Source organism: Pseudomonas sp. GW821-FHT09C08 (assembly GCF_059418125.1).
On sequence record NZ_JBWKPG010000005.1, the window covers coordinates 184,887 to 197,596 of the forward strand.

General features: G+C 62.6%; 10 protein-coding genes. 3 read left to right on the forward strand and 7 right to left on the reverse strand.

What is annotated here, in order from left to right; all coding sequences use genetic code 11:
- Positions 1-17 precede the first annotated feature (17 nt).
- Together rhdA and asd are read left to right on the forward strand one after the other, a co-directional pair.
- Positions 18-833 carry a thiosulfate sulfurtransferase gene (gene rhdA, locus AC07OJ_RS18905; protein WP_120447490.1) on the forward strand — a complete coding sequence of 272 codons (816 nt, stop codon included), beginning with the start codon at positions 18-20 and terminating at the stop codon, positions 831-833.
- A gap of 16 nt (positions 834-849) precedes the next feature.
- Positions 850-1,710, forward strand: a complete 861-nt coding sequence (gene asd, locus AC07OJ_RS18910; protein WP_065900098.1) for an archaetidylserine decarboxylase — start codon at positions 850-852, stop codon at positions 1,708-1,710.
- A 142-nt stretch (positions 1,711-1,852) separates the two neighbouring features.
- Here asd and serB read toward each other — a convergent pair whose 3' ends face one another.
- Positions 1,853-3,067, reverse strand: a complete 1,215-nt coding sequence (gene serB, locus AC07OJ_RS18915; protein WP_065900097.1) for a phosphoserine phosphatase SerB — start codon at positions 3,065-3,067, stop codon at positions 1,853-1,855.
- 133 nt (positions 3,068-3,200) lie between these two features.
- Between serB and AC07OJ_RS18920 the strand changes: the two genes are divergently transcribed.
- On the forward strand, positions 3,201-4,727 hold the full coding sequence (locus AC07OJ_RS18920; RefSeq protein ID WP_065900096.1) for an AhpA/YtjB family protein: 1,527 nt from the start codon (positions 3,201-3,203) through the stop codon (positions 4,725-4,727).
- Positions 4,728-4,932: 205 nt separating this feature from the next.
- Here the strand turns inward: AC07OJ_RS18920 and AC07OJ_RS18925 are convergent, their stop codons facing one another.
- The 6 genes from AC07OJ_RS18925 to cpdA all read right to left on the reverse strand — a co-directional run bounded on the left by AC07OJ_RS18925 (position 4,933) and on the right by cpdA (position 12,661).
- Positions 4,933-5,640 carry a PqiC family protein gene (locus tag AC07OJ_RS18925; RefSeq protein ID WP_065900095.1) on the reverse strand — a complete coding sequence of 236 codons (708 nt, stop codon included), beginning with the start codon at positions 5,638-5,640 and terminating at the stop codon, positions 4,933-4,935.
- Between the two features lie 177 nt (positions 5,641-5,817).
- A complete protein-coding gene (gene parC / locus AC07OJ_RS18930) occupies positions 5,818-8,082 on the reverse strand; it encodes a DNA topoisomerase IV subunit A (RefSeq protein WP_106805323.1) in 2,265 nt (754 codons plus the stop codon).
- A 73-nt stretch (positions 8,083-8,155) separates the two neighbouring features.
- Positions 8,156-9,151 carry an esterase-like activity of phytase family protein gene (locus AC07OJ_RS18935; RefSeq protein WP_495094975.1) on the reverse strand — a complete coding sequence of 332 codons (996 nt, stop codon included), beginning with the start codon at positions 9,149-9,151 and terminating at the stop codon, positions 8,156-8,158.
- Positions 9,151-11,058: a DNA topoisomerase IV subunit B gene (gene parE, locus AC07OJ_RS18940; protein ID WP_065900089.1), complete on the reverse strand. Its 1,908-nt coding sequence runs from the start codon at positions 11,056-11,058 to the stop codon at positions 9,151-9,153. Before parE ends, AC07OJ_RS18935 begins: the two co-directional genes overlap by 1 nt.
- 44 nt (positions 11,059-11,102) lie before the next feature.
- Positions 11,103-11,711 carry a YqiA/YcfP family alpha/beta fold hydrolase gene (locus AC07OJ_RS18945; protein ID WP_065900087.1) on the reverse strand — a complete coding sequence of 203 codons (609 nt, stop codon included), beginning with the start codon at positions 11,709-11,711 and terminating at the stop codon, positions 11,103-11,105.
- A gap of 134 nt (positions 11,712-11,845) precedes the next feature.
- The gene (gene cpdA, locus AC07OJ_RS18950; RefSeq protein WP_495094976.1) at positions 11,846-12,661 is read right to left on the reverse strand and encodes a 3',5'-cyclic-AMP phosphodiesterase; all 816 of its coding nucleotides are present in this window, start codon (positions 12,659-12,661) and stop codon (positions 11,846-11,848) included.
- Positions 12,662-12,710 lie beyond the last annotated feature (49 nt).

Here is a 12,710-nt window from a genome sequence, read left to right on the forward strand (position 1 = left end):
TGCCCAGGAGACCTCACATGCCTGACTTCTCTGGCTTGCCGCTGGTGATCGAGTCCAGCGACCTGCTCGGTCGACTGGATGCCGAACAGCTGATTCTGGTGGACCTCACCAGTGCCGCCCGCTACGCCGAAGGGCACATCCCCGGCGCGCATTTCGTTGACCCCAAGCGCACCCAACTGGGCCAGCCGCCGGCGCCCGGCCTGCTGCCCCACAAGGCCGACCTGGAAAAACTCTTCGGCGAACTGGGCCACACCCCGGACGCCACCTACGTGGTCTATGACGACGAAGGCGGCGGTTGGGCCGGACGCTTTATCTGGATGCTCGACGTGATCGGCCATCAGAAATACCACTACCTGGACGGCGGCCTGCTGGCGTGGCTGGCGGAACAACACCCGCTGTCGACCGAGGTCCCGCCACCAGTCGGTGGCCCGGTCAGCCTCACGCTGCACGAGGGCCCCACCGCCACCCGCGAATACCTGCAAAGCCGCCTCGGCGCGGCCGACCTGGGGATCTGGGATGCGCGCGGCCCGCTGGAATACTCCGGCGAAAAAGTGCTCGCGGCCAAAGGCGGGCACATCCCCGGCGCGGTGAATTTCGAATGGACGGCCGGCATGGACAAGGCGCGCAACCTGCGTATCCGCCGCGACATGCCGCAGATCCTCGAAGACCTCGGGCTGACCAGAGATAAAGAGATCATCACCCATTGCCAGACTCACCACCGCTCTGGCTTCACCTACCTGGTGGCCAAGGCGCTCGGTTATCCGCGAGTCAAAGGTTATGCCGGTTCCTGGGGCGAATGGGGCAACCACCCCGACACCCCCGTCGAGATTTAAGAGTTAAGGACAGTTAATGAAAAAGCAGTTGTTTATCCTCAGCCAGTACCTGCTGCCGCACCACCTGCTGTCGCGGTTGGCCGGCTGCATCGCCGAATGCCGCGTGCGCTGGTTCAAGAATGCCTTCACCCGTTGGTTTGCCAAGCGCTATCAAGTGGACATGTCCCAGGCCCTGGTGGAAGACGTGACTGCTTATGAGCATTTCAACGCCTTCTTCACCCGCGCCTTGAAAGACGGCGCCCGCCCGCTGGATCAAACCCCAGGCGCAGTGCTGAGCCCTGCCGATGGCGCGGTCAGCCAACTGGGTCCGATTGAGCACGGCCGTGTGTTCCAGGCCAAGGGCCACAGTTTCAGCGTGCTGGAACTGCTGGGCGGCGATGCCGCCGTGGCGGCGCCGTTCATGGGCGGTGATTTCGCCACCATCTACCTGTCGCCGAAAGACTACCACCGCGTGCACATGCCACTGGCCGGCACCCTGCGGGAGATGGTCTACGTGCCGGGGCGGATTTTCTCGGTCAACCAGACCACCGCCGAAAACGTGCCGGAGCTGTTTGCGCGCAACGAACGTGTTGTCTGCCTGTTCGATACCGAGCGTGGCCCGATGGCCGTGGTACTGGTGGGCGCGATGATCGTGGCGTCGATTGAAACCGTGTGGGCCGGCCTGGTCACGCCGCCGAAGCGCGAGCTGAAAACCTTCCGCTACGACGAAGCCGCACGGGCGCCGATCCACCTGGAAAAAGGTGCGGAACTGGGTCGCTTCAAGCTGGGCTCCACCGCGATCGTGCTGTTCGGGCCAGATCAGGTGAAGTGGGCAGAAGAACTGGTGGCAGGTTCGCCGGTGCAGATGGGCCAGGGTATCGCACTGCCGAAAGCCTGATCTGAATCTGACGAAAATCAACATGCAGGAGCCAGGCTTGCCCGCGATGGCGGTGTATCAGTCAACCCATCAGTGACTGAACTACCGCCATCGCGGGCAAGCCCGGCTCCCACAGTGACTGCATTCCTGCAGTTGAATCAGCTTATAGCTGACCGTCGCGATCACGGAAACCCAACAGGTACAGCACCCCGTCCAGCCCCAGCGTAGAGATCGCCTGCTTGGCCGATTGCTTGACCAACGGCTTGGCCCGGAACGCCACACCCAGGCCGGCAATCGCCAGCATCGGCAAGTCATTGGCGCCGTCGCCGACCGCAATGGTCTGCTCCAGGCGCAAACCTTCCTTGTGAGCCAATTCCTTCAGCAGATCGGCCTTGCGCTGCGCGTCGACAATCGGCTCCACCGCCACGCCAGTCACCTTGCCATCCACCACTTCCAGCTCGTTGGCGAACACATAGTCGATGCCCAGCTTGGCCTGCAATTGCTTGGCGAAGTAGGTGAAGCCGCCGGACAGGATCGCGGTTTTGTAGCCCAGGCGCTTGAGTTCGGCGAACAGGGTTTCGGCGCCTTCAGTCAGGCGCAGCGATGCACCGATGGCGTCCAGTACGCTCACATCCAGGCCCTTGAGCAGCGCCAGGCGCTCCTTGAAGCTGGCACGAAAATCCAGCTCGCCGGCCATGGCGCGCTCGGTGATCGCGGATACTTGCTCGCCGACGCCGGCCGCCTTGGCCAGTTCGTCGATGACTTCAGCTTCGATCAGCGTGGAATCCATGTCGAACACCGCCAGGCGACGGTTGCGCCGAAACAGCGAGTCTTCCTGGAAGGCGATATCGACATTCAGCTCCTGGGCGACGCTGAGAAATTCGGCGCGCAAGGCCTGCGGATCGGCCGGCTCACCGCGCACGGAAAACTCGATGCAGCCCTTGCCCTGGTCGGCTGGGGTGTCCAATGGCATGCGACCCGACAGACGGTCGATATGGTCGATATTCAAGCCATACTGCGCGGTGATGGAGCTGACACGCTGCAATTGCTCGGCCGTGACCTTGCGGGTCAGCAGGGTAACGATGTGGCGTTTCTTGCCCTGGCCGGCCACCCAGTGCTGGTAATCGGCTTCGGACACCGGGGTAAAACGCACCTGCTGATCGAGCTTATAGGCGGTAAACAGGATGTCCTTGAGCACCGAGGACGCCTGTTCATTGCTCGGGATCTCCACCAGGATGCCGAACGACAAAGTGTCGTGGATCACCGCCTGGCCGATGTCGAGAATGTTCACACCACCCTGGGCCAGAACACCGGTAATGGCTGCGGTGAGACCCGGTCGGTCTTCACCGGTGATATTTATCAGGACAATTTCGCGCAAGGCGCACCCCCAGGCTGGAAAAAAACCGCATTCTACCCACTTTCAGTGACCATCGGGCACAGCCAGCGCTTTGCCGGTCTTGGGCCTGTCGCTATACTGCGCGTCAACTTCACGGACCAAGAGCCGAGCTCAAGTGAACCGGCCCACGCCAGTAAAAACCGACAACTTCTTCCTGCTGATCTTCCGGGCACTGCGCCACCGCCGTGTACCGATCGCATTACGCATCGCCAGCCATAACGTGATCCTGGTCGCTCTGGCCCTGGTGATCTACGCCTGCGTGATGGGTTTGCAGTTCAAGCAGGCCATGCACGAGCAAGCCGACGCCCTGGGCGAAAGCTTGACCACCCAGACCGCCACCTCGGCGACTGAGCTGCTGGTGTCCAACGACATCCTCAGCCTCAACGTGCTGCTCAACAACCTGACCAAGAACCCGCTGGTGGCCCACGCCGCCATCTACAGCGTGGACAACCGGATCATGGCCGAAGCCGGGCAACGCCCGAAGAACGGCCTGCTGGGTGAAGCGGAAGGCTTGTACCAGAGCAATATTACCTTTCAGGATGTGAAGGCCGGCCAACTGCGCATCAGCCTCGACATGCAACAGTTCCAGCAGCCGATGACCATCAGCCTGCAGAGCATGGGCATCCTCAGCGCGATCCTGCTGGCATTGGCCCTGGCCTTGAGCCTGCGCCTGGGTCGGCATATCTCCACGCCGCTGATGCAACTGCGCATCTGGCTGCGGGATATCGACGAACACACCCCGGCCACCGACCGCCAGGACGAAATCGGCGACCTCGCCCGCCAACTGCACGCCAGCTTCGCCCCGGAACCGGTGGTACCCGAGGTTGAGCCCGAGCCGGAATACGACGACACCGACTACGACGACGAACCCGAGTTCGAAGTGCGCGACCTGCGTGACCCGGGCTTTGACGAAAGCGCCCCGGTAGCGGGCTTGAAACCGGCGACGCGCCAGGCCTTCAAGGCCGAAGAAGACGAACTGGACGACGAAGACCCGTTCGCCGACCTGCGCGATACCACCTCGGCCAACACCGCGCCCAAGCCGGCGCCGGTGCGCAGCAGCGAACCCCAATACAGTGCCGTCCTGGCCGTGCAACTGGGCGCCCAGGACCAACTGCGTCGCCTCCCCCGCGCTCGCCTGACCGAGCTGCTGGAACGCTACCGCGACTGCCTGGACCAGGCCGCCTCGCTGTACCAGAGCGAACTGCACACCCTGAACGACGGCAGCACGCTGATGCTGTTCCACAGCGAAGACAGCGGCGAAGACTACCTGACCAACGCCATTTGCTGCGGCGAGCTGCTGCGCGCCCTCGGCCATGAGTTGCAGATCGAAGTGGCTGACAGCGGCATCACCCTGCAACTGCAGCTGGGCCTGACTGTCGGCGATGATCTGTTCGGCATGAGCCAGATCGACCTGCTGCTGACAGAAATCGCCCAGGACGCCCTGGCCCTGTCCCAGCACAGCCGCAACCTGCTGCTGGTGGAGCGCAAGATCAGCGAAGACACGCTGATCCGCCAGCGCGCGCGCATCCGTCCGATTGCCAGCCCTGAAGGGGCAAGCTGTGTGGAGCGCTTGATGGAGCCGTATCCGTCGATGCTGGAGCGGCAGTTGGCACGGATGCATGAGACCCGCGCGAAGGGCTGAAGAACAGCGCTTGGCCGACTGTAGGAACGGGCTTGTGTGGGAGCGGGCTTGCTCGCGAATGCGCAGGATCAGTCAATGAATCCGTTGACTGACACACCGCTTTCGCGAGCAAGCCCGCTCCCACATTGAGCCCACGGCGTGACTCAAATCGCAGACAAAAAAAGGCCCGCTGAATCAGCGGGCCTTTTTTTGTCTGCGGTTCAGATCAGAACCTGAACACTTCCATATCCGTACGAATCGGCGTAGCCATCGGCATCTTCGGTTTTTCCGGCGCTGCCGGCTTGGCCTGTACCGGGGCTTGCTTGCGCGGGGCCTCGGCAATCGGCGGCTGGTTGGCCAGTGGCTTGAGGGCCACCGACAACTGCTGTGCCAGATGCTGCAGCAACACGCCCTGGGCCTGGACCTGGGACGCAGTGGTGCCGGTGTGCTCTTCCTGCAGGTGCACGATGCGGTTATCGCGCACCTGGCCACGACGGTCGATCAAGCGCCATTGCGCATCGAGGATCGCCGGCTGCGAAGCGCCGGAGTCGAGCCGGGTGATGGTCAGCAGGACCTGCACATCCGGGGTGAAGCCGGTTGGCGCGGGCGCAAGCACCACACGCTGGCTGTCCAGGTGACCCGCGACCTGGCGCAACATCAGCTGGTTGATATCGGAGGACAAACTGCCCGCCCAACGACCATCGGTGGAACCTTGCAGGCTGCCGTCGTTCTGACGTTGCAGCAGGGTTTCACGTTGCAGGTAGTCAGCCACGACCACCGGACCCAGCAAAACCGCCATGCCAGCGGTTTGCGCTGGCTGCGCCGGACTTCCGCTGTCCAGCTGGTACAGCGACACCGGCTGGTGTGTGCTGCAACCCGCCAGCCCCAAAAGGCCAGCGAGCATGAAAATAAAAGGAAGGCGTGGAGCAGTCATCATCCCATCCAGGTGGCTGCCACAAGGCGAACCACAATGTAATACTTAAAAATAACCTAAACACGCTCGGCCACGCCGGCGCTGGAAAGGCCATATCATCCGTGAATATGCGCCATGACTCCAGCGCCAAAGCGTCGATCTACGCGTTAAATCGTAGATCGAGGGCTCTAAACCACCTTAAACAGGTGTTTCCACCAACAAAGCATCCACCCGCTGGAAGCCACGCGGCAGTTTGTTACCACGACGGCCACGCTCGCCCTTGTAGTGCTCGAGGTCGTCTGGGCGCAATGACAATGTGCGCTTGCCGGCCTGGAGGACCAGGGTGGCACCTTCCGGGATCACCGCGATGTCGGTCACGTACTCTTCGCGACTGGCCACCCGCTCACCGGGAATACCAATGATCTTGTTGCCCTTGCCTTTGCCCAACTGCGGCAGATCGCTGATCTTGAACACCAGCAGGCGCCCTTCAGTGGTCACCGACGCAAGCCAATTGCTCTCGCGATCGTCCACCGGCCGCGGCAGGATCACCTTGGCATTGTTCGGCAGGCTCAACAGCGCCTTGCCCGCCTTGTTCTTGGCCTGCAGGTCTTCACCCTTGACCACGAAGCCATAACCCGCGTCGGAGGCGATCACGTACAGCGCATCGTCGTCCGGCAGCAGCACACACTCGAAATTCGCCCCTGGCGGCGGCGTCAGCCGGCCGGTCAACGGCTCGCCCTGTCCGCGCGCCGATGGCAAGGTGTGGGCCGGCACCGAGTAACTGCGCCCGGTGGAGTCGATAAACACCGCAAACTGGTTGGAACGCCCGGCAGCGGCGGTCTTGAAGCCATCGCCGGCCTTGTACGACAAACCAGTGGCGTCAATATCATGCCCTTTGGCGGAGCGAACCCAACCCTTTTCCGACAGAACGACGGTAATTTTCTCGTTCGGCAGCAGCTCTGTTTCGGTCAGGGCTTTGGCTTCAGCGCGCTCGACAATCGGCGAGCGGCGGTCGTCGCCATAGGTTTCGGCGTCCTTGATCAGCTCGCTGCGCACCAGCTTCTTGAGCTTGGCTTCGCTGCCCAGCAGGGCCTGCAGCTTGGCTTGCTCCTTGAGTAGCGCGTCCTGTTCGTCGCGCAGCTTCATTTCTTCCAGCCGCGCCAACTGACGCAGGCGGGTATCGAGGATGTAGTCAGCCTGGATCTCACTCAGCTCGAAACGCGCGATCAGCTCGGCTTTCGGGTGCTCGGCGGTGCGGATGATGTGGATCACTTCATCCAGGTTGAGGTAGGCAATCAGCAAACCGTCCAACAGGTGCAGGCGACGCTCGACCTTGTCCAGGCGGAATTGCAGGCGGCGACGCACGGTCTGGATACGGAATTCCAGCCACTCCACCAGCAGGTTGCGCAGGTTTTTCAGCTGCGGCTTGCCGTCCAGGCCAATGATGTTGACGTTGACCCGGTAGCTGGACTCCAGGTCAGTACTGGCGAACAGGTGCTGCATCAGCACTTCGTGGTCGACCCGGCTGTTGGTCGGGATGATCACAATGCGGCAGGGGTTTTCGTGGTCGGACTCGTCACGCAGGTCGGCGACCTGCGGCAATTTCGACGGCTTGGCCTGCATCAGCGCGGCGATCTGCTCCAGCACCTTGGCGCCGGACACCTGGTGCGGCAGCGCGGTGACAATAATGTCGCCATCTTCGATGTGGTACACCGCGCGCATGCGCACCGAGCCCTTGCCGGTCTCGTACATCTTCAGCAAGTCGGCGCGAGGGGTGATGATTTCCGCTTCGGTCGGGTAGTCCGGACCCTGGATATGCTCGCAGAGCTGCTCCACGGTAGCCTTGGGCTCATCCAGCAAACGGACGCAGGCGGTGGCGACTTCGCGCAGGTTATGCGGCGGTACGTCGGTGGCCATGCCGACCGCAATACCGGTGGTGCCATTGAGCAGGATGTTCGGCAAACGTGCCGGCAACACCAGTGGCTCGTCGAGTGTGCCGTCGAAGTTCGGGCCCCAGTTCGCGGTACCCTGGCCCAGCTCGCTGAGCAGTACTTCCGAATAACGCGACAGGCGCGCTTCGGTGTAACGCATGGCCGCAAAGGATTTCGGATCATCCGGCGCACCCCAGTTACCCTGGCCGTCCACCAGCGTGTAGCGATAGCTGAACGGCTGGGCCATCAGCACCATGGCTTCGTAGCACGCCGAGTCGCCGTGGGGGTGGAATTTACCGAGCACGTCACCGACGGTACGCGCCGACTTCTTGTGCTTGGAATCGGCGTCCAGGCCCAACTCACTCATGGCGTAGATGATGCGCCGCTGTACTGGCTTCAGGCCGTCGCCGATATGCGGCAAGGCACGGTCCATGATCACGTACATGGAGTAGTTGAGGTAGGCATTTTCGGTGAAGTCAGCCAGCGACCGGCGTTCTACGCCATCTAAGCTGTCTGCGAGGATGTCACTCATGCGGGCCTCATCATTATTGGGTAAGGCGCAGCGGAACTGCCGCTGCGCTGATTCGATTCAAAAAGGGCGTGGCTCATGGCTGGGCGCTCCAGCCACCGGCCGGGGCGGCAAAACGATAGACCACCGGGCGCTTTTCACCATCGGCGCGAGGGCCGAAATTGTTGTCGATGCCGATCCACGCACCGTCCGCGTCCACCACCAGGGCTTCGGCCAGGCCGTAAGGCTGGGCATAGCGGCGCTCGGGCGTCAGGGTCTCGTCGGCGAACGACCAGCACAGCTCGACTTTGGCCGTGACCGCATCGCGCCGGCAAATCTGGAACGCGTTGCGCTCCAGGGTAAACAGCTTGCCGTTGAACAGGGCCAGGTCGGCAAAATCCTTCGAGACAGCCTTGGCATTGGTGAACTGCGCCGGCTGCACTTCCTGCCCGGCCTCGCTCAACAGCACACAAGGGCCATCACAGTCCCACAGGCTTTGCGGGCGCTTGATGGAAATCAGGCCGCGCCGCTCACGCTCGGCAGCCAGCCAGATCTGGTTGCCCTCGGGATTCACCGCCAAACCTTCAAACAAGGCATTGAAGTGCAGCAACATGCCACTGGCGCGGGCTTCACGGACCATGCCCGGGGCAATTTTCAGCCACTCAGGCGCACCGTCCACCGGCACTTGCAGCACAGCGGCATGGGCTTCGCTGACAATGTAGCGGTTGCCCGCGGCATCGCAGCTGATGCCCTCAAAATCCAGGTCGCCACCGCGAATGAACGAGGCAGCCTTGGTGCGCGAACGCAAGCCCCAGGGCAACCCGGACTCCGGCACCGGCGGCACCTCGATCTTGACGGTTTCGGCCTGCCAGGTCGGCGCGCTGATATCCAGGCGATAGATCTGGTCGTCGTCGCGGTCAGAAACCGTCCACAACGCCTTGCCACACAGCGCCAACCCCGACAGGTTACCGCCGCGCATGCCGTCCACCGCGTGTTCAGACACCAGTTTCAGCTCTGCCACGGGCGCGGCGATCACCGGAGTGGCAGCCAACACGCTCAACATCAGGCTCGCCAGGGCGAAACCTGTGCGCATCAGCCCAGAACCTCGGCCAGGTTGCCTTTGGACTCCAGCCAGGACTTGCGGTCCGGCGCGCGTTTTTTCGCCAGCAGCATGTCCATCATTTCCGAGGTTTCGGCGAAGTCTTCGCCCAGCGTCAACTGCACCAGGCGCCGAGTGTTCGGGTCCATGGTGGTTTCGCGCAGTTGCGGTGGGTTCATTTCACCCAGGCCTTTGAATCGCGTGACCTGTGGCTTGCCGCGTTTCTTCTCGGCGACCAGGCGGTCGAGAATGCCATCGCGCTCGGCCTCATCGAGGGCGTAGTAGATTTCCTTGCCCAGGTCGATTCGGTACAGCGGCGGCATGGCGACGTAGACGTGACCGGCGTCGACCAGCGGGCGGAAATGCTGCACGAACAGCGCGCACAGCAAGGTCGCGATGTGCAGGCCGTCGGAGTCGGCGTCGGCGAGGATGCAGATCTTGCCGTAGCGCAGCTGGCTCATGTCTGCAGCGCCCGGATCGACGCCGATGGCGACGGCAATGTTGTGCACTTCCTGGCTGGCCAGCACTTCGCTGCCATCGACTTCCCAGGTGTTGAGGATCTTGCCGCGCAACGGCAGGATCGCCTGGAACTCCTTGTCCCGCGCTTGCTTGGCGGAACCACCGGCGGAGTCACCCTCGACCAGGAACAGTTCGGATCGCATCGGGTCCTGCCCGGCGCAATCGGCGAGCTTGCCGGGAAGCGCCGGGCCTTGGGTGATGCGCTTGCGCTCGACCTTCTTGCTGGCCTTCAGACGGCGGCCGGCGTTGTTGATCGCCAGTTCGGCCAGGGCCAGGCCCAGTTCCGGGTGTTCGTTGAGCCACAGGCTGAAGGCGTCCTTGACCACGCCGGAGACAAACGCCGCCGCCTCGCGGGACGACAGCCGCTCTTTGGTCTGGCCGGAGAACTGCGGCTCCTGCATCTTCATCGACAGCACGAACGCGATGCGCTCCCACACGTCTTCCGGCGCCAGCTTCACGCCGCGCGGCAACAGGCTGCGGTATTCGCAGAACTCGCGCATGGCATCCAGCAGGCCCTGGCGCAAACCGTTGACGTGGGTACCGCCCTGGGCGGTCGGGATCAGGTTGACATAGCTTTCCTGCACGCTGTCGCCGCCTTCCGGCAACCACAGCAGCGCCCAGTCGACGGCTTCTTTGTTACCGGCCAGGCTGCCGCAGAACGGCTCGTTGGGCAGACGTTCGAACTCGCTGACGGAATCTTCCAGGTAGGAGCGCAGACCGTCTTCGTAGTGCCACTCGACCTTCTCGCCGGTGCCTTTGTCTTCAAAGGTGACCAGCAGGCCCGGGCACAGCACGGCCTTGGCCTTGAGCACGTGCTTGAGGCGGCTGATGGAGAATTTTGGCGAATCGAAGTATTTCGGGTCCGGGGCGAAGTACACGCTGGTACCGGTGTTGCGCTTGCCCACGGTGCCGATCACAGCCAGGTCGGTGGCTTTATAGCCATCGGCGAAGGTCATTTCGTATTCGTTACCGTCGCGCTTGACCTTGACCCGCACCAGGGTCGACAGGGCGTTGACCACCGAAATACCCACACCGTGCAAGCCACCGGAGAACTGGTAGTTCTTGTTGGAGAACTTGCCGCCGGCGTGCAGCTTGGTGAGGATCAGCTCGACGCCCGAGACGCCCTCTTCCGGGTGAATATCCACGGGCATGCCGCGACCATCGTCGGACACTTCCAGGGAATGGTCAGCATGGAGAATGACATGCACCGACTTGGCGTGGCCGGCCAAGGCTTCGTCGACGCTGTTGTCGATGACTTCCTGGGCAAGGTGGTTCGGCCGACTGGTGTCGGTGTACATGCCGGGGCGTTTGCGCACCGGGTCGAGGCCCGAGAGGACTTCGATGGCGTCGGCGTTATAAGAGCTAGCGCTGGGAGTGGCCATGGGGTCTCGTCGTGAGTCGTTCGATTAAAAAGTGACCTGCGACTTTACAGTGCTGCAAAGTCGAAGGATTGATACTGATCTGCGCCAATGCCGGCAAAGCTGAGCAGCGCCGGCAATTGCTGGGCGAAGCCCTGGTAACCATGGTCGCCACCGGCCTGGATGCGCAAGGCACAGGCTCGGTAATACTGCTGGGCGAGGCGATAATCCAGTGTTTCATCGCCGGTCTGCAACCACACCTGATACCGCGCGGCATCCTGGGGCGCCGGTACTTCCAGCTCGGCCAGCGCCGCGACGTGGTCATGGGTCAGTTCCCAGGTTTCATCGGTGTAGAGGTTCTTCTGGGTGCCCAGGTAACCGTCGAACATCCGGTGGGGGCTGACCGCCGGGTTGACCAGCAGCGCCTTCAGGCCATGGCGTTCGGCAAGATGGGTTGCATAGTAGCCGCCGAGTGAGCTGCCGACCAGCAGTGGCCGCCCCAGCAGGGCAATGGCTTCCTCCAATTGAGGAATTGCCTGACGGGGATGGTGATGCAGGGCCGGCACACGCAGCTGGTCGCCCAGGCCAAGGTTGTCCATCACGGTCACTAACTGGCGGGCCTTGTTGGATGCGGGCGCGCTATTGAAACCGTGGATATACAGGATCGAAGCGGACATGCCGGGCTCTCCATGCTTGCGCCAAAAAAGGCGCAGTTTACAGGGATCGGGGTGGCATGTGAGTCCCTCTATCTGAAGGACACAGAGATCCACTGCGGGCGCTGGCTTGCCGGTGATGGCGGTGTTTAGCGCCGTTAATAGCCGTTGCTGCCGTAATCGATGGTAAAGGCGAAGCCTTCGACGCGCTCTACCCCGGTCTCCAACCGTCCGTCGGCATGCAGGCGCAGCCAGCGGTAGCCCGGCGCCTGCTCGCTGACCTGGAAATCCTCACTGCCCGGCGCGAACTGGATGCAGGTCGACGGTGAGGCCAGCAGGCGTACGCCATTGCGCTCGCGGTCGATCTCCTGGTGCACGTGGCCCCAGAGCACTGCCCTCACCTGCGGGAAACGGTCGAGCACGGCAAACAAAGCCTCGGGGTTGCGCAAGCCAATCGGCTCCATCCACGCGCAACCGATGGACACCGGGTGATGGTGAAAGCACACCAGGTGATGGCGGTTCGGGGCTTCGCTCAAGGCTTGAGCCAGCAGTTGCAGCTGCTGGTCCTGCAGGTAACCCGGCACAGAGCCAGGTACCGCGGAGTCCAGCAAGGTGATGCGCCAATGGCCGACATCCACTACCGGCTCCAGCAGCGCGCTGCCCGTGGTCGCCTGAGCCATGATCTGCGGCTCATCGTGATTGCCTGGAATCCACCGCGCCGGGGCGCTGATCTGCGCGCTGAGGTCGCGAAACTGCTGGTAAGACTCCAATGTGCCGTCCTGGGACAGGTCACCGGTGGCCAGCAGCAAATCGATCTGTGGTTGCTGCTGGCGCACCAACTCGATCACCCGTTGCAGGCTTTCACGGGTGTTCATGCCCAGCAGCGTACCGTCGGCCTCGGCAAACAGGTGGCTGTCGGACAGTTGCACCAGCAACGCCGGCGCATCAGGGTTCAAGGTGGATACGCTCGGCAAGGCGCTCTCCCAAGGCAATCACAGGAATGGAGGGTTGGCGTGATTATGC